15 protein-coding genes are annotated in these 16,928 nt (G+C 62.5%); 8 read left to right on the top strand and 7 right to left on the bottom strand.

What is annotated here, in order from left to right; all coding sequences use genetic code 11:
* Positions 1-29: 29 nt before the first annotated feature.
* From ACVWZ4_RS33595 to fabI, 3 genes are read left to right on the top strand one after another with little or no spacing between them, the layout of a single operon-like run.
* The gene (locus tag ACVWZ4_RS33595; protein ID WP_456742305.1) at positions 30-992 is read left to right on the top strand and encodes a phosphate acetyltransferase; all 963 of its coding nucleotides are present in this window, start codon (positions 30-32) and stop codon (positions 990-992) included.
* A 5-nt stretch (positions 993-997) separates the two neighbouring features.
* Positions 998-2,212, top strand: coding sequence for an acetate/propionate family kinase (locus ACVWZ4_RS33590; RefSeq protein WP_456734732.1), 1,215 nt, complete (start codon positions 998-1,000; stop codon positions 2,210-2,212).
* Complete coding sequence (gene fabI / locus ACVWZ4_RS33585; protein ID WP_456702909.1) at positions 2,209-2,997, top strand: enoyl-ACP reductase FabI; 789 nt, start codon at positions 2,209-2,211, stop codon at positions 2,995-2,997. Before ACVWZ4_RS33590 ends, fabI begins: the two co-directional genes overlap by 4 nt.
* Before the next feature lie 173 nt (positions 2,998-3,170).
* Here the strand turns inward: fabI and ACVWZ4_RS33580 are convergent, their stop codons facing one another.
* The 5 genes from ACVWZ4_RS33580 to ACVWZ4_RS33560 all read right to left on the bottom strand — a co-directional run bounded on the left by ACVWZ4_RS33580 (position 3,171) and on the right by ACVWZ4_RS33560 (position 6,558).
* Entirely contained in the window at positions 3,171-3,629 is a 459-nt protein-coding gene (locus ACVWZ4_RS33580; RefSeq protein WP_456702910.1) for a MaoC family dehydratase, read from the bottom strand.
* Positions 3,630-3,641: 12 nt separating this feature from the next.
* The gene (locus ACVWZ4_RS33575) at positions 3,642-4,292 is read right to left on the bottom strand and encodes a 3-oxoacid CoA-transferase subunit B (protein ID WP_456702911.1); all 651 of its coding nucleotides are present in this window, start codon (positions 4,290-4,292) and stop codon (positions 3,642-3,644) included.
* A gap of 4 nt (positions 4,293-4,296) precedes the next feature.
* Entirely contained in the window at positions 4,297-4,944 is a 648-nt protein-coding gene (locus tag ACVWZ4_RS33570) for a CoA transferase subunit A (RefSeq protein WP_456702912.1), read from the bottom strand.
* A 76-nt stretch (positions 4,945-5,020) separates the two neighbouring features.
* Positions 5,021-5,635, bottom strand: coding sequence for a hypothetical protein (locus ACVWZ4_RS33565; RefSeq protein WP_456702913.1), 615 nt, complete (start codon positions 5,633-5,635; stop codon positions 5,021-5,023).
* Entirely contained in the window at positions 5,632-6,558 is a 927-nt protein-coding gene (locus ACVWZ4_RS33560) for an alpha/beta fold hydrolase (RefSeq protein WP_456702914.1), read from the bottom strand. Before ACVWZ4_RS33560 ends, ACVWZ4_RS33565 begins: the two co-directional genes overlap by 4 nt.
* A 128-nt stretch (positions 6,559-6,686) precedes the next feature.
* On the opposite strand from ACVWZ4_RS33560, the gene ACVWZ4_RS33555 reads away from it, so the two are divergent.
* Entirely contained in the window at positions 6,687-9,194 is a 2,508-nt protein-coding gene (locus ACVWZ4_RS33555) for an alpha/beta hydrolase (protein ID WP_456742053.1), read from the top strand.
* Between the two features lie 9 nt (positions 9,195-9,203).
* On the top strand, positions 9,204-10,067 hold the full coding sequence (locus ACVWZ4_RS33550) for an alpha/beta fold hydrolase (protein ID WP_456742052.1): 864 nt from the start codon (positions 9,204-9,206) through the stop codon (positions 10,065-10,067).
* Positions 10,068-10,181: 114 nt separating this feature from the next.
* Here the strand turns inward: ACVWZ4_RS33550 and ACVWZ4_RS33545 are convergent, their stop codons facing one another.
* Entirely contained in the window at positions 10,182-11,822 is a 1,641-nt protein-coding gene (locus tag ACVWZ4_RS33545) for an acyl-CoA synthetase (RefSeq protein WP_456790455.1), read from the bottom strand.
* Between the two features lie 757 nt (positions 11,823-12,579).
* On the opposite strand from ACVWZ4_RS33545, the gene ACVWZ4_RS33540 reads away from it, so the two are divergent.
* The 3 genes from ACVWZ4_RS33540 to ACVWZ4_RS33530 all read left to right on the top strand — a co-directional run bounded on the left by ACVWZ4_RS33540 (position 12,580) and on the right by ACVWZ4_RS33530 (position 15,786).
* Positions 12,580-14,538: a primary-amine oxidase gene (locus ACVWZ4_RS33540; protein WP_456742050.1), complete on the top strand. Its 1,959-nt coding sequence runs from the start codon at positions 12,580-12,582 to the stop codon at positions 14,536-14,538.
* 100 nt (positions 14,539-14,638) lie between these two features.
* On the top strand, positions 14,639-15,283 hold the full coding sequence (locus ACVWZ4_RS33535) for an MFS transporter (RefSeq protein ID WP_456702918.1): 645 nt from the start codon (positions 14,639-14,641) through the stop codon (positions 15,281-15,283).
* Between the two features lie 26 nt (positions 15,284-15,309).
* The gene (locus ACVWZ4_RS33530) at positions 15,310-15,786 is read left to right on the top strand and encodes an MFS transporter (RefSeq protein WP_456702919.1); all 477 of its coding nucleotides are present in this window, start codon (positions 15,310-15,312) and stop codon (positions 15,784-15,786) included.
* Between the two features lie 15 nt (positions 15,787-15,801).
* Here the strand turns inward: ACVWZ4_RS33530 and ACVWZ4_RS33525 are convergent, their stop codons facing one another.
* Complete coding sequence (locus tag ACVWZ4_RS33525) at positions 15,802-16,839, bottom strand: response regulator transcription factor (protein WP_456702920.1); 1,038 nt, start codon at positions 16,837-16,839, stop codon at positions 15,802-15,804.
* Positions 16,840-16,928 lie beyond the last annotated feature (89 nt).

The following is a 16,928-nucleotide window of genomic DNA, read 5'->3' as shown; positions in this document are numbered from 1 at the left end:
CGCGGGTTGCAAGGACCGGGAGCAACATGATGTCACCAGATGCGGCGGCTACGCACTCTCCCAGCAAGTACGATCGCCTGATCGCCGCGGCCAGGGCGATCCCGCCCGCGCCCACCGTCGTCGTGCATCCCTGCGACGAGACGTCGTTGCGGGGCGCCCTGGACAGCGCGGCTGCGGGCATCATTCGGCCCGTGCTGGTCGGACCGGAGCGGAAGATCAGGGATACCGCCGCCAAGTTCGGTCTGGACATCTCCCGCTGCGAGATCGTCGATGCCGCGCACAGCGACGATGCCGCAGCGAAGGGCGTCGAATTGATCCACTCCGCGAGAGGTGAACTTCTGATGAAGGGCAGCCTGCACACCGACGAGTTGATGCGGGCCGTGACCGCCAAGGTCGGCGGGCTGCGGACCGATCGGCGCATCAGCCATGTCTTCGTCATGGACGTGCCGGCCTATGCCGAGACCATCTTCGTCACCGACGCCGCGATCAACATCTTCCCCGACCTCGATGCCAAGCGCGACATCATCCAGAACGCGATCGATCTCTACAACCAGGCCGGGTTCGGCCAGTCGCCCCGGGTCGCCATCCTGTCCGCCGTGGAGACGGTCACATCGAAGATTCCGTCGACGATCGAGGCTGCGGCTCTTTGCAAGATGGCGGACCGCGGGCAGATCACCGGTGGCGTGCTTGACGGGCCGCTGGCGTTCGACAATGCGATCGATGTCGATTCGGCGCGCATCAAAGGTATCGAGTCCGAGGTCGCCGGCCGCGCGCAGATCCTGGTCGTGCCTGATCTGGAAGCGGGCAACATGCTCGCCAAGAATCTCGCTTATTTCGCCAAGGCCGACGGCGCCGGCATAGTGCTCGGCGCGCGGGTGCCGGTCGTCCTGACCTCGCGCGCGGACAGCGCGAGGGCGCGAATGGCATCCTGCGCCGTCGCCGCGCTTTATGCCAACGCCCGGCGCCAGAGTGCGCCGACCATTGCGGCGTGATTGCCATGGACAGCATCCTGGTCGTCAACGCCGGCTCCTCGAGCGTCAAGTTCCAGGTCTTCGCAGTCGACGATGAAGGCAGGCTTCGCCGGTTGATCAAGGGACAGGTGGACGGCATCGGCAGTCGTCCGCGCCTGCGGGCGAATGGAGCTGGCGGCGATCCCATGGCCGATCGCGCCTATCCGATCGAGGCGATCGGGGACGTTCCGGCGGCGATGGCGATCGCCGGCGAGTGGCTGCGCAATGAAGTCCGCATCCAACCCTTGGCGGTCGGGCACCGAGTCGTCCATGGCGGGCCGGAATTCGAGAGGCCGGTTCTGATCGATCATGGCGTGGTGGCACGGTTGGAGCGCTTCGTGGCTCTGGCGCCGCTGCATCAACCCCACAATCTGGCGCCGATCCGTTCGATTCTCGCCAATTTCCCTACAGTGCCCCAGGTCGCCTGTTTCGACACCGCGTTTCACCGCACCCATGGTCCGCTGGCCGATCATTACGCGATCCCGCACCAGCTCCACGCCGAAGGCGTGCGCCGCTACGGGTTTCACGGCCTGTCCTATGAGTACATCTCCCGTACCTTGCCGCAGATCGCGCCCGATATCGCAAAACGCCGGGTGATCGTCGCCCATCTGGGCAGCGGTGCGTCGATGTGCGGCATGAAGGGCGGACAGAGCGTCGAGAGCACCATGGGATTCACCGCGCTCGACGGACTGCCGATGGGCACCCGCCCCGGTCAGCTCGATCCGGGAGTCGTGCTGTACCTGATCTCGGAGAAGGGGATGACGCCATCGAAGGTGCAAGATTTCCTTTACCGCGACTGCGGCCTGAAAGGTCTCTCCGGCGTCAGCAACGACATGCGCGAGCTGCAGGCGAGCGGCGATCCGCAAGCAAAGCTGGCGGTGGACTATTTCGTCTATCGCATCGGTCTCAGCGCCGGCATGCTGGCCGCGGCGCTGCAGGGCATCGATGCCTTCGTCTTCACCGCCGGCATCGGCGAGAATTCCAGCGGCATTCGCGCGCGCGTGGCGGAGCAACTCGGCTGGCTCGGCGTGGCACTCGACGCAGCCGAAAACGCGCGCCATTCGCGCCTGATATCCGCGAAGGCCAGTCGCGTGCCCGTCTATGTCATACCGACGGACGAGGAATTGATGATCGCACAGCATACGCTGTCGCTGCTGATGAACGGCCAATCGCCCGGCCCCAGACATGAGAGGGTGTCATGATCCCAGTATTTCCGGACAGCAAGGTTGCTCTGAAGGGGAAGAAGGGCCTCGTCGTCGGCATCGCCAACGACCAGTCGATCGCCTGGGGGTGCGCCAGGGCGTTTCGCGCGCTCGGCGCCGATCTCGCCGTCACCTATCTGAACGAGCGTGCCAAGAAGCACGTCGAGCCGCTGGCCCAGGCGCTCGAGGCGCCGATCTTCGTGCCGCTGGACGTCATGGTCGAGGGGCAGACCGAAGCGGTGTTCGAACGCATCAAGTCGGAGTGGGGGCAGCTCGATTTCCTGCTTCATTCCATCGCCTTCTCACCCAAGGAGGCGCTGCACGGCCGCGTCGTCGACGTCGGCCGCGACGGCTTCCTGAAAACCATGGACGTCTCCTGCTGGTCGTTCCTGCGGATGGCACATCTCGCCGAGCCGCTGATGAAGAACGGCGGCACGATGTTCACCATGACCTATTACGGCAGCCAGATGGTGGTGGAGAACTACAATATCATGGGCGTGGCCAAGGCGGCGCTCGAGGCGTCCGTTCGCTATGCGGCTGCAGAGCTCGGGCCGAAAGGCATTCGCGTGCACGCGATCTCGCCGGGACCGCTTGCGACCCGCGCGGCCTCAGGCATTCCCGAGTTTGACGAGCTCATGGACAAGGCACAGTCCAAGGCGCCCACGCGCAGCCTCGTCAGCATCGACGATGTCGGCAATGCCACCGCGTTCCTGGCGCTCGACGGCGCGAAGCTGATCACCGGCGGTGTTCTCTATATCGATGGTGGCTATCACATCATCGATTGATGGTGGATCGGTGCGCTGTCGCGCCGGGCCGGGTGGCCTCGGCACGTGGTTTGATGATGGCATATTGCCGGTGTTTTGCCCGACGGGGCAATGCATTTTTTCGTAAAAGCAGAAGATGCGGTGCGGTGGACCCCATGGCTACTGTGCATGGGGTTGTTTTCGAGTTTCTTCTTTCAGCGGTAGTGCAGGGCGATCAGCTCGGCGACGCAGGCGGGCTTCCTGCCGCCCTCGATCTCGATCACGAGGTGGTAATTGACACGCAATCCGTCGGGCGGCACGTCCTCGGCTTCGGCGACCGTGACGCGGCCGCGCAGCCTTGAACCAGCCGGCACCGGCGCCAGATACCTGATCCGGTCCGCGCCGTAGTTGAGCGTGTTGCGCAGGCCCTTCAGGCCGATGACCGAGCGGATGAACAGCGGGGCCAAGGCGAGCGAGAGAAGGCCATGAGCGATGGTCTTGCCGCCGGGCATTTCCTTGCTCGCGCGCTCCTGGTCGACATGGATCCATTGCTCGTCACAGGTCGCCTCGGCGAACTGGTTGATGCGCGCCTGCGTGATCTCGATCCAGTCGCTGGCACCGATCTCGGTGCCGACAGCGGATTTGATCTCGTCGAAGTCGCTGAATATCCGCATGGGTTCACCTGCTCAGAGTCTCATTTCCGGAACATTGTCGGGAATGGCGAGCTCAGCCTCGGTCAGCGCCAAGACTTCGCCGACGCTGATGCCGGGCGCGGTTTCCAGGAGTGTCGCCTTGCCCCCGGGGAAGCCAATCACGGCCATGTCGGTCACGACCAGGTTGACGGGGCGTGCCGAAGTCAGCGGCAGCGTGCATTTCGCCACGATCTTCGACTTGCCCTTTGCCGCGTGCTGCATGGCCACGATGACGCGCTTGGCGCCGCTCACGAGATCCATGGCGCCGCCCATGCCCGGCACCATCTTGCCGGGGATCATCCAGTTGGCGAGATGACCATGTGCGTCGACCTGGAGGCCGCCGAGCACGGTGACGTCGACGTGACCGCCGCGGATCAGCCCAAACGACATCGCGCTGTCGAAGGTCGAGGCGCCCGGCAGCGCGCTGATCGGGCGCCCGCCGGCGTCGGTGAGGGTCGGATGGGCCATCCCCTGCTCGGGAATCGGCCCGGTGCCGATCAGGCCGTTCTCCGACTGGAAGAAGACTTTCAGATCGGACGGCACGTAGTTCGCGACCAGGGTCGGAATGCCGATGCCGAGATTGACGAGATTGCCGCTCCTCAACTCCTTGGCGACGCGCCGGGCGATGATGATCTGGGGATCCATGATGTCACCCGTTGGTGATGAGGTAGTCGACTAGCGGTGCGGGAGTGACGACGTGATCGGGCGCGATCACGCCGACGGGGACGATATGCTCCGCGGTCACGATGACGGTGTCCGCCGCCATCGCCATGATCGGATTGAAATTGCGCGAGGTGAGCGCGTAGGCGAGGTTGCCGAGATAATCGGCAAGGAAGGCGTGCACCAGCGCAAACTGCGCGCGTAGTGCCGTTTCCAGCAGGAATGCCCGGCCATCGACCTCGATCTGACGCTTGCCTTCGGCAACGAGGGTCCCGACGCCCGTCGGCGTCAGCACGCCGCCCAGGCCGCATCCCCCCGCGCGGATGCGTTCGACGAAGGTGCCTTGCGGGACCAGGTCGACGGCGATCTGGTTCGCCAGCATCTGCTGTTGCGCCTTCGGATTGAGGCCGATATGCGTTGCGGTCAGCTTCGACACCAGCGCCTGATCGAACAGCTTGCCGACGCCCCTGCCGGGCGTCGCGGCGTCGTTTGAGATCAGCGTCAGGCCTGCCTTGTGCTGGCGCGCGACCTCGTCGAGCAGGCGCTCCGGCGTCCCCACGCCCATGAAGCCGCCGACCATGATGCTGGCGCCCGCCGGGATCATTGCAACGGCTTCTTCGACGGAAACGGCCTTCATGGTTGAAACTCCCGGTCGGATACGGCAGGGCAGTAGCGGATGTTTGCCCACCTTCACCGCGGTCCTTTGATTTGCATCAAGGCTGACCGCCATTTGAATCATCGACGGCGATCCCGATGCTTCGGAGCATGTCGTGCCAAAGCTTGCGCACCTCACGGTGGCGGCGTTCCAATGCGGAATTGATGGCGTCGCGATGGGGCTGCAGGGTTGAGCTCTTCAGGATCATGATCTGGGTCTGGAGCATGCGGCCGCTCTCGAACTCGATCCGGCGCAGCGCCATCACGAACGGATCGGCCGCATTTGCGGCCGTCGGCAACAGTGCAGCCGGCCGGATCGCGGCGTGGACGGCATGCGCAAGCGTCGCGAGCCCTGCCGCCATGGCGAGGGGCCAATCGGGTATGTCGTGCACCGGTGCCGGGTACCAGGCGCTTTCCCAGCCGACGGCCATGTAACCCAGGCCGGGGTCAGGCGCCCAACTCGTGGCGCGGATCAGCAGGGAGACGATTTCAGTTTCGCGGAAGAGCTGCGCATTCAATTCGGTTTGCCAGCCGGACTCAAGCGTTGCGGGCAAGGTCAATGCGGACTGCCGCGCCAGCGCGCCATGCGCCGAGATCAGGAACGCTGCGATCCGCGTCTGCTGGTGCGGTGGAATGCGGCCGTCTGATGCGAGAGGATCGAGGAAGCCGCTCATGGCAGCGCTCGCTTGACCGGAATGGCGCGCAGATGATCGTAACCGGCGGGGAAAGGCGTAAGCTCGCCGCCAGGTTCCTCCGGCGCCACCCAGACGGCTTGATTGCCTTGCCAGCGGCCGGCCAGCACGTCCTCGGCAAAGCGTGCAAGCAGATCGGCCGTCAACGCGCCTTTCTCCAGCGTGAAGGCGTGGTAGGCCTTTGGAATGATCACCATCGAGCTGTTGGGAATCTCGATGCGCAATGTTTCGTGCACACTGCGCGGCGTCAGAAAATCGAACTCGCCGTTGAGGATCATGGTCGGAACAGCGATCGCCGACAGACGCGGCGTCAGCGGCTGGAAATCGAGAAACGATTCCATCAAGTTCTGAAGTGCGTAGACGTCGTTCACCAGCCAGCCCTGGCGCTTGACGCTGTCGAGCTTGTCCAACAGCGGCTCCAGCCATTGGTCTGACAGATTCATCGGCAGCAGCAGGTCCTGGAGATAACTCGTGCCGCCGAGGATCAGTCCGGTGCGCAGGGCGTTGCCAAGCAGCAAAAGCTGGGGTGACAGCTCCGCAAAGCAACTCATCGGCACGAGCCCGGAGAGCCGCCCGCCATGATCGATGGCGTATCGCAGCGCGATCAGGCCGCCGAAACTGACTCCACTCAGGAAGATGGGACCGTCCCCAAGCTCGTCGATCAGAAGGCGCAATGCACTGACCTGGTCGTCCTGGCTAATGTAGAGCGTCGGCTTGTCCGAGGCGCCCTGACCAAGCAGATCGAATGTCGCAACGCGAAAGCCTCGCGCGAAAAGCGCGGCGCGATAAGCGCCCCACAGCTCGGAATATTGCGTAAGCCCGTTCACGAGCACGTAGGCAGGCGCGCCCGTCGGCCCTTCGAGCTCATAGCGTATCCGATACGAGCCGTGGCTGAGGAAAGGCATCGCAAAAACTACCGACGATCTGATGCCTCCAATCCTCGACCTCCGCGCTGGAATTCCATTGAGTTAGATCAAAGCCCCCCGTGCCGAAGTGCCTAGCGTACGAAAAACTGTCCAGGGAGGAATCCGTCATGACCGGGACCGATATCGCGAAGCGTTGCTTCCTTGGCTTGATCGTGCTGCTGGTCGGCACCGCTCTCGCTGCCGCACAACCCTTTACCCGCCGCTCGTCGCAGGTGCAGCATGACGGCTTGAAGAAGACCTACGAAATCGCCAACTTCCGTCTTGGCGGCAAGTACGACCTGACCGATCCCTCCAAATGGGAGAATGGCGGCGAGGGAGGGGTCACGCTGGAATCCCTCGGCGCCGGCAAGCTGCGCACCGCCTATATTGCCATCGGCAACGCGCGTCGCAACGCCGCCGGCGAGATCACCAATGCCGTCGTGATCAACTCCTACTATTCCGGCGATTCCACCGACATGTACGAGCAGTGGGTGAAGGGCGCCGCGCTCTCAGGCGGCGTGCCGATCATTGGTCCGGGCCGCCCGATCGATACCGATCGCTACTATGTCATCATGGTCGACCCGCTCGGCACGTGGGGCGCAAGCAAGCCGTCCGACGGGCTCGGCGTCAAATTTCCACAATACAGCTACTACGACATGGTGCAGGCCAATTATCGCCTGCTGCGGGACGAGTTGAAGGTCGCGCGCGTCGCGCTCGTGACCGGCGTCTCCATGGGCGGCACGCAGACTTACGTCTGGGGCGTGATGCATCCGGAGTACATCAACGCCCTGATGCCGATCGGCGGAACCACGCAGTCGGATGGCGACGACCCCGTCGGCAATTGGACGTTCCAGATGATGACGGCAGCGATCCAGTCCGATCCGGTCTGGCAGGCCACCAACGGCGATTACTACAAGCTGCCCAAGGAGAAGCATCCGGTGCCGGGCGTTGCGTTCGGCTGGTCGATCCTCGGAATGACGGGTTACGACTTTGCCTTCCGTACGACCCAGAACTGGCCCGCCGTTCAGCCCGAGATCTTCTACTGGGATCCGCCGAACGAGAAGGCGGGATTGAACGTCACCAACCGCGCCAAGCTCTATGACGCAGTCGACCTCGTCTGGCGTAACCGGGTCGGCGAGACCCACAACATCAACCCCTATCTCGGCCGCATCCAGGCGCGCACGCTGGTGATGCACATTACGAACGACCTCTGGCTGAACTTTAAGCTGGCGCAGAAGGCCGTTGATCGCGTACCCGGCGCGGACCTGATCGCGCAGGAGAGCCCGGTCGCCCATTACGGCGTGTTCCCGATCATCAATCAGCGCAAGAACGATCCGAAGTTCGTTGGCTTTATGGACGACGTGGCAGCGCTCGATCGCGCCCAGAAATTCGTCGACAAGAATTATCGCACGCCCGATGTCGCCCAGAAGATCGATCTCAAGAAGTCGTTCTGGAAGGCCTATGTAACCTATCCCTATCCGGTCAAGTTCGCCGACGCCAAGGACAAGAGCGGCAATTCCTGGGAAATCGGCTACATGGACGAGTATGCCGGCACCGACAAGGACCCGAAGGTCCTCGTCATCATCCACGGCAAGGGCGCCTTCGGCGGCCACTACGGCAATATCATGCAATACGCATTGCGCAGCGGCCTGCGCGTGATCGTACCCGACCTGCCGCATTATGGCATGTCCGGGCCCGGAAATCTCGACAAGAGCCCGGCGCGCACGATGCAGGACATGCGCGAGGTGATCTACGACCTCGTCGTCAACCAGCTCGGCGTCAAGAAGGCCTACTATCTCGGTCATTCGCTGGGCGGTCAGTTCGTGGTGGGGTATGCCCTGACCTGGCCCGACGCGGTGCAGGGCCTTGCGCTGGAAGCGCCGTCGGGCCTCGAGGAATATCCCCGCGAGATCACCATCGCGAAGGACAAGAAGGCTCCTCTCTTTGCGGACGGTCTCGGCCGTGACTTCGACAAGTGGAAGCAGGTCTGGGACCAGACCGGAATCCTGGCAGCGGAGAAGGCGCGCGACGAGCAGAACATCCGCGACTTCTTCTATTTCAAGAAGCGTGACCCGGACACCGGCGCGGTGTCGGCCGCAAAGAGCGGCTATTTCTTCAGCGACAGCGAATACGCTCGCTTCCACACCGAGCAGCGCGTTGGGCTCACCAAGGGCAACCCGAAGGAGCTCGAGCAGTGGTGCAACGTGTTCATCTTCGACATCTACACCATCGGCGCAGAGCTTCAGCAGGATGACCCGAAGAACCTCTATGAAAGGGTCACTCAGATCAAGGCGCCGATCTTCCTCGCCTTCGGCGACAAGGAGCCGTTCATCCCGACGCCCGCGTTCAACGGGCTGACGGACCTCGGCCGCGACGTCATCACGCCGTTCATGACGCGGATGACGAATGCCGGCAATCGGCCGATGCTCAAGATCTATCCGGAGACCGGACACTTCATCCATACCGACAACCCCGTGGAATATGCCGCCGATGTCGTGGACTTCGTGACGAAGGGAACGGTCGACACCTCGTCGCCGCTCGGCACCGACCGCATGATCAAGGGCGCGGTGGTATCGGCCTTGCCGGTGGCGCCAACGCCGCCCGGTGCGGCGCCGACGGCAGGTCTGAACAAATAGGATCCGTCCATGCCGAGAGTGCAGGCGGGCGACATCCAACTTGGCTGGAGGGAGTGGGGACGAGGCGACGTCACCGTCGTCTTCATCCACGGCAATCTCGCCAGCAAGGATTGGATCGAGCTTGCCGCGCCGATGTTTCCGACTGGACTCCGCGTGGTCGGAATTGATTGGCGTGGTTGCGGAGACAGCGACCGGCCAAAGCCGGCTTCGGACCATTCCAACTACACGATGCAGCAGCACGCTGAAGACATGCTGGCCGCCCTCGATGCGCTCGGAATCAGATTCTGCCACCTTGCGACCCATTCGACCGGAGGTATCATCGCCGCGCGCATGCTGTTGAAGCAGTCGCAGCGGTTCGGCCGCGTCTTTGCGCTGGATCCGGTGACCCCGTTCGGCATTGCCTTCAATGCCGAACAGATCGGGCTGTTCAGGGCGATGATGGCGAGCAAGGAGCTGACGCGGTCCGTGATGGCCACCGCCGCCTCTTCGCTGTTTGTCCCGGAGACCATCGGGCCAGGCAAGATCCCACGCTTTCGGGAGGGTCTCGGCGAGATCCAGGCTCTATTCGACCGGATCATCGAGCAGACCTTCGGCGTGTCGGAGGGGATCTGGATCGGAACGCCGGTCAACCTGACGCGCGAGAGCGAGAGCCGCGAGCTTGAGGGGCGCATGTCGGAGATCCGGCATCCGCACCTCGTTTTGTGGGGCGAGTCGGACGGTTGGATTGCACTCGCGGATCTGCGCGCCATGGCCGATGCGATGCCGGATTGTCGGCTGGTGATCGTGCCCCGCATCGGTCATTCGATGAACCTTGAGCGGCCGGCGCTCTATGCCGGCTATTTCGGAGCCTGGTTCGGAGGACTCACCGCGTAGCAGTCGACTTTGAAGAAGCTATTTCATAGTCGACTTGCGAGATGAGTATAAGCGCACTGATGCCGTCTCAGCGTCGCTGCGACACCAAGCGCATCCCATGATTTTGTCGCGCACTCAGGTCGAGATCGCCTTGGCCGATCCGACGCTGTCTCGTAGAACGAACTTCTGAATCTTTCCGGTGGACATCTTCGGCAGCTCTCCGAATACGACGGCCTTCGGCGACTTGAACCCCGGCAGGTGCTCGCGACAGTAGCCGAGCATGTCGGCTTCGGTGGCGGTCGCGTTCGACTTCAACTCGACGAAGGCCCAAGGTACCTCGCCCCACTTTGGATCCGGCTTGGCGACCACGGCAGCGAACAGCACCGCCGGATGCTTGTAGAGCACGTCCTCGATCTCGACCGAGGAGATGTTCTCACCGCCGGAGATAATGATGTCCTTGGAGCGGTCCTTGATGATGACATAGCCGTCTTTGTCGACCACGCCGAGGTCGCCAGTATGGAACCAGCCGCCGGCGAAGGCATCGCGGGTGGCGTCGGCGTTCTTGAGGTAGCCCTTCATTACAATGTTGCCGCGGAACATAACTTCGCCGGTGGTCTCGCCGTCACGCGGCACCGGCTGCATGGTGTCGGGATCGATGACGGTGACAGCTTCCTGCAGCGGGTAGGGCACGCCCTGGCGGCGGGTGAGCTGCGCGCGGTCATCGGTTGAAAGGTCGTCCCAGCCAGGCTGGGCCGCGCAGAACGCCGCTGGGCCATAAACCTCGGTCAGGCCATACACATGAGTGAGTTTGATGCCGATGCTCTCGGCGCCGGCGAGCACGGCGACCGGCGGGGCCGCGCCGGCGATCAAGCCGTGGACGAATTTGGCGGCGTTGCCACGAGGTGCCTCCGGCGCATTGATCAGCGTGTTGTAGACGATCGGAGCACCGCTCATGTGGGTGACGCCATGTCGAGCAATCAATTCGAAGATCTTGGCGGGGTCGACCTTGCGGAGGCAGACGTTGATGCCCGCGGTAACCGCAATGGTCCAGGGGAAACACCAGCCGTTGCAGTGGAACATCGGAAGCGTCCACAGATAGACCGGGTGCATGCCCAGGTTGGCCGCCAACACATTGCTGACCGCGTTGAGATAGGCCCCGCGGTGACAGGTGACGACGCCCTTGGGATCACCCGTGGTGCCAGATGTGTAGCTGAGCGCGATCGCATCCCATTCGTCTTCGGGATAGCGGGGCAGGAACTGCGCATCGCCCTGGATGATTGCCGCTTCATATTCGACCTCGCCGATCCTCTTCCTGCCCTTGATTGCCGCATCGTCGACGTCGAAGATAAACGGCTTCCGTCCGGTCAGCAGTGTGGTTGCCTCCGTGACCAGGTCAGAGAATTCCGGGTCGACGAAGACGACCTTTGCGCTGCCATGGTCCAACTGAAACGCGATCGAGGCAGCATCGAGCCGCAGGTTTAGTGTGTTCAGCACCGCTCCCACCATCGGTACGGCAAAGTGGAGCTCATGCATGGCGGGCACGTTGGGCAGCATGGCTGCGACGGTGTCGCCGCCACCGACGCCGAGCGCGGTGAGATAGGCGGCCAGACGCCGACACCGATCGTAAGTCTCGGCCCATGTGAATCTGCGGTCCTCATAGATGGTGCTCGTGAGGTGCGGATACACGGTGGCCGTGCGCGTGAGGAAACTCAGCGGCGTCAGCGGTTGGAAATTGGCCGGGTTCTTGTCCAGGCCAGTGTTGTAGGGGCCAAGCATGTCTCCTCCTGTTGCACGAACATCGGGCCGGCATTCCAAACGGTCTCGTCGCGAGCCAACCGCGCGCAGTCTTAGCATCGCGCCGGCACCCCCAGAATCGGTCAACTAACGTATTGCAGCACTCCGCTGCGCAACGCAGACTCAACCATCCGGCCGTTTTCGCAATTCAAACGACAACGCTCGAAGAACTATTCGAGCGAAATCGACGAGAGGACATCTACGGGAGGAGCAAATGCGCAACAGCTCGCAATGTCTTCGGAATAGCTCAGAAAATCGCTGTGCGATCTGCAACGGAAAGTTTGGTCTCGTCCGGTACTACAGTTGGCGAACCGCCCTCTGTTCAAAGAAGTGCCTCGAGCAGTTCAAATGCCGCGAGCAGAGTGATCGAAGATGGTTGCTCCGCTGGGTTCAGGCCGCTTGACATTTGGATCCTGCGGCGAGGCACACACAAGAAAAATTCATCGTTCGCGACAACGGAGGGTGCGCGGTGATGAGCGACTCGATTGTCCATTCGTACCTTCCGGAGCTCGAAGCATAAAACGTCCAACGATCCGCAGTGTTCGGCGAACGGATCATCGAAATCGGTCAGCTGACGTATTGTCGAATGGAGATGCGCGGACGAAAGTCGGCTGTCCGTCTGCGAGTAAACCGGGCCGGACGTTCGCCTGATGAGAAACGATCCGTCGAGGTGTGATCTACGGGCGAATTTCGTCGCTGCGCTCGTCTGCACCCAGTCGCCTATGCAAGGAGGTAACCCATGGACACTGCCGCCGCTTCCTCGTCCTGCACGTGCGTCCCGGGCACGCCTAACACGGATGCCGTGAAGCATCCTCTCGACCCGCTGACGGCAGCCGAAATCGCTGCGGTGATCCGGATCGTCCGCAATGATCCACAGTACGGCGCCGAATTTCTCTTCGAGACGATCGAACTTCTCGAACCTGAGAAATCGGTCGTACGTCAGTACAAGCCCGGAAATCCCATAAAGAGGGAGGCTCGGGTCAATCTGTTCAAGGTCAGGGAGGATGGCGTCTGGCGTCTGACGGTTTCGCTTGCGCAAGGAACAGTTCTCACGTCGAAATATGTGCAAACCGCCAAGCCGATGATTCAGCTCGAACAGTTCACGGCCATCGAAGACGCCGTGCGCGCGGCTCCCGCGTTCATTGCTGCCTGCAAGAAGCGCGGCATCGAGGACATGTCGCTTGTCTGCATCGATCCGTGGTCGGCGGGCAATTTCGACATTCCGGGCGAGGATGGCCGATATCTCGCGCACATCTTCGCCTGGCTGCGTCTGCGGGAGAACGACAATCTCTATGCGCACCCGATCGGTGGCCTGAACGCCGTGGTCGATATCAAGACCTACGAGATCATCCGCGTGGACGACCATGAGATCATCCCGATTCCCGAGGCAGAGGTGAACTACGAGGCGGAGTTCATCAAGAAGCCGCGCACGCCCTATAGACCACTCAATATCGTTCAGCCCGAGGGCGTTTCGTTCAAGCTCGATGGACATCGGCTGGAATGGGACCGGTGGTCCGTGCTTGTCGGCTTCAATTCACGCGAGGGCCTAACTCTTCATGATATCAGCTACGATGGGCGACCGGTCGCGCACCGCGCCTCGCTGGTGGAAATGGTCGTCCCATACGGCACGACGGAGAAGGGGCATTTCCGGAAGAACGTCTTCGATATCGGCGAGTACGGCATAGGCAAGCTCGCGAACTCGCTGAAGCTCGGCTGTGATTGCCTCGGTGCCATAGCCTATCTCGATGCTCATCTCGCAACGATGGACGGCAACGTCGTCACGATAGAGAACGCGATCTGCATCCACGAGGAGGATGCCGGCCTGCTGTGGAAGCATTGGGACTTCCGCTCCAACAACGTTGAGTCACGGCGTGCCCGAAGGCTGGTCATCTCGTGCATCGCGACGGTCGCCAACTACGAATATGGGCTGTTTTGGTACTTCCATACGGACGGCTCGATCCAGTTCGAGCTCAAGGCGACTGGCATCATCAACACGGCCGCCTGCCATCCGGGCCAACCTGGCAAATACGGCAGGGAGGTCGCCCCCGGCGTCGTCGGTCACATTCACCAGCACATCTTTTGCGCGCGGCTCGACATGAATGTCGATGGTGACGACAACAGTGTCGTCGAGCTCAATACGAAGGCCGATGCCTGGGGGCCGGATAATGCCTACGGCAACGGCTTCTACGAGGAGGAGACGGTTCTCAAAACCGAGCTTGGCGGGTGCCGCCAGGTGAACCCAGCGACCCATCGGGCCTGGAAGATTATCAACCCCAATCGCAAGAACTGGGTCGGCACGCCGACAGGGTACAAGCTCGAGGCCAGTCACCCCGTGACACCATTCATCCATCCCGAGTCGCCGTCGGGCAGGCGCTCGACTTTCATCAAGAACCAGCTCTGGGTGACGGCCTTCGATCCCGAAGAGCGATATCCGGCTGGTGAACACATGAACCACTCGGATGGGACGGGAGGTGTCTCCGACTTTGTCAGGAAGAACCGGAATATCGAGAACACTGATATCGTGCTCTGGCACGTCTTCGGTCTTCACCACCAGGTCCGCCCTGAGGACTTTCCCGTTCAACCCTGCATCTTCACCGGCTTCAAGCTGATGCCCAGCGGCTTCTTCGATCGCAATCCTGGCATCGATCTCGCGCCCGAGAGGAATGCCGCGAGTTGTCGTGCGCAGGCCGCCGAGTAGGGTGCAGCCCGCCGGCAAACCCGTCGCATTCCAGCTCGTCCGACCGGCGTCGTGCGCCGGTCGTGCCTCCTCCAGCTCGATGGCCTCCGCGGTGGTCGCTTTGGCGATCTTTGCAGGCTCGGCCGCACGGGTCCTCCCCGCGTTGCTGGCCGTCACGATCCAGCAAGATCGGGGCTTGCAGCCCTCCGACGTGTTCTTGCCGATCACGCTCGGCATTGTAGTCTCCGCGTGCGCATCGCCGTTCGCGGCGTACAGCCTCGAACGCTGCGGCGTTCGAGCGCCGTTGATCGCCAGTCTGGCTCTCCTTGCGACATCGCTGGCGTGGACGACGTGCGCCGCATCGCCATGGCATCTCACTGTGGCCTGGGGCCTGGGTTTTGGTTTCAGTGGCTCTTTGAGCGCCTCCCTTCTCGGCGCGATGGCCGGCAGCCGTGGCGACGCAGTGCATTGTGGGACACGGTTCGGTTTCCTGGCGTCGATGCAGCCGCTGGGATCGGCGGCGGGGCTGCTGCTGGCATCGCGTGCGGCCAATGCGCTCGATTGGCGCTTCGTGTTCCAGGCCGCTGCCTTCGGGGTGCTCGCCACGGCGTTCGCCGTGTCCTTGTCCCGATATCCCGACGAGGAGACTTGCCGCGAGAGCCCAAGTCCAAGCGGCACGCGGCATTGCGTCCAAAGGAGAAGAACTGGCGGTTCTGGGTCCTTGCCACGATCTTCTGCATCTGCGGCGCGTCGACATCCGGGCTGATCGATGGCCAGCTCGGTATGCTCTGCATGGGCGCGGGTCTCGACCTCACATCGAGCGCGGACGTCATGGCGATTGTCGTATTTGGCGGTGCGATAGGGAGTGTGGTGAGCGGGCATATCGCGGACCGTTGTTCAGCGCGAACGCTGCTGGCGCTCTACTTTTGCGTCCGCGCGCTCCTCTTGCTCTACCTTCCGTTTACCGGCTTCAGCCTGGTCGAATTGGCCCGGTTCGGCGCGCTCTATGGTCTTGATGCGGCACTGACGTTCCCTGTGCTGGTCAGATTGATGTCCGGAAATCTGGGCACGCGTCACGTCGGCAGAGCGATGGGCTGGATGACCGTGATGCACCTGGCAGGAGGCGTTATCGCTTCGGCCGGGATCGGCGCCCTTGGCCTGGGAGCCTATGCGGTCGGATTCGTGGGCGTCGGCCTCGCCTGCCTCGTGGCCGCGGGTCTCGTGGTGCTTCTGAAGGATGGGACTGCGCAAGCCGCGCCATCCAGCTGAAATTGTCGCTGCGGATCAATGGCCGGCAAAGGTCCGAGATCGCCGCGCGGGGGACTCCGCCAGCAGCAGTCCTTCGGACACCGCAAGCGCCGCGAGTCGCGTGCGCGAGTCGCAGCCCATCTTTGCGAGGATGTGCTCGATGTGCGTGGAGACCGTGCGGGGCGACACGAAGAGCTGCTCGGCGATGTTGGGATTTGACGCGCCGCTGGTCACGAGATGCAGGATCTGTACCTCCCGGAGCGAGAGATTATACGGCCAGCGAATACATTGTTCTGTGATCAGGAGGATGTTTCCACGGCAGGTCGTGATCGCAACCTGGTGACAGCGGCCGGCCTCGTCCGGCCAGACGAAGCGTTGAGCGCTGAGCGATTTCGCCTTCTCCAGCACCAGCCGGCGAAGTTCTCCGCCCTCGCCGAGATGCGGGCCCGGACTACGGTTGGGGAGGTGAAACGCAAAACCGTTCGGCGAGACGGCGATGGCATAGGCGCCTGGCGCCAGCTCATCGGCCAGCAGCTGTGGTGTCCTCAGCTGATCACATATGTTCAGCAGAATCGGGCGGAAGCGCTCGGTCATCTCGCGGTGCTCGTCCTTGGCGTGCGCCTCCTTGGACCAGCTCATGTGGATCGCCCCGATGTACCGGCCATCGGCGACGCGCAGGCACATCGTCGAGCCTTCCCTGAAGCCATCCGGCATCAGGTATTCCTGGGCGGTGAAGGTATCCGGCAGAGAGAGATTCCAGTCGCGCTTGTAATCTCGCCAACGCAGCGAGTGCGTGTCCCTTTCGCGCGCTATGGCGTAAGCGGGGCAGGTCCCAGGGAAGCCGTCCAGCACGTAGGACATCGTTTTGTCCGTGTATCCGTCAACCGCCAGGAAACGGTGATTTCGGGATATCGGATCCATCGCGACTAGCGCGATCGCCTCGCTCCTCACGAACTCGCGTAACAGACGAGTGACCTGGGTCGCTTGATCGATGATCTGATCATTCAGGGCTGCCGGCTGTGCATCGAGCTGCACCGTAGCCGACGTCGCGTGGTCGATCGCTGCCGATTTCACTGGGAGCCTCCAGCTCGTGAAAGATCTTGCCAACGGTTCTTGATCAAATCTTCTTCTTGGCCGCTATTGATCCGTTGGACCGGCGGCAC

The organism is Bradyrhizobium sp. USDA 4472 (assembly GCF_054058595.1).
This window is presented reverse-complemented; position numbering and strand designations above follow the sequence as displayed.

Coding starts and splice junctions, on each gene's coding strand:
- ACVWZ4_RS33580 (WP_456702910.1), bottom strand. CDS start 3,629: ATGCGGATATTCAGCGACTTCGACGAGATCAAATCCGCTGTCGGCACC.
- ACVWZ4_RS33595 (WP_456742305.1), top strand. CDS start 30: ATGTCACCAGATGCGGCGGCTACGCACTCTCCCAGCAAGTACGATCGC.
- ACVWZ4_RS33540 (WP_456742050.1), top strand. CDS start 12,580: ATGGACACTGCCGCCGCTTCCTCGTCCTGCACGTGCGTCCCGGGCACG.
- ACVWZ4_RS33545 (WP_456790455.1), bottom strand. CDS start 11,822: ATGCTTGGCCCCTACAACACTGGCCTGGACAAGAACCCGGCCAATTTC.
- ACVWZ4_RS33565 (WP_456702913.1), bottom strand. CDS start 5,635: ATGAGCGGCTTCCTCGATCCTCTCGCATCAGACGGCCGCATTCCACCG.
- ACVWZ4_RS33550 (WP_456742052.1), top strand. CDS start 9,204: ATGCCGAGAGTGCAGGCGGGCGACATCCAACTTGGCTGGAGGGAGTGG.
- fabI (WP_456702909.1), top strand. CDS start 2,209: ATGATCCCAGTATTTCCGGACAGCAAGGTTGCTCTGAAGGGGAAGAAG.
- ACVWZ4_RS33560 (WP_456702914.1), bottom strand. CDS start 6,558: ATGCCTTTCCTCAGCCACGGCTCGTATCGGATACGCTATGAGCTCGAA.
- ACVWZ4_RS33530 (WP_456702919.1), top strand. CDS start 15,310: ATGGGCGCGGGTCTCGACCTCACATCGAGCGCGGACGTCATGGCGATT.
- ACVWZ4_RS33570 (WP_456702912.1), bottom strand. CDS start 4,944: ATGAAGGCCGTTTCCGTCGAAGAAGCCGTTGCAATGATCCCGGCGGGC.
- ACVWZ4_RS33555 (WP_456742053.1), top strand. CDS start 6,687: ATGACCGGGACCGATATCGCGAAGCGTTGCTTCCTTGGCTTGATCGTG.
- ACVWZ4_RS33575 (WP_456702911.1), bottom strand. CDS start 4,292: ATGGATCCCCAGATCATCATCGCCCGGCGCGTCGCCAAGGAGTTGAGG.
- ACVWZ4_RS33590 (WP_456734732.1), top strand. CDS start 998: ATGGACAGCATCCTGGTCGTCAACGCCGGCTCCTCGAGCGTCAAGTTC.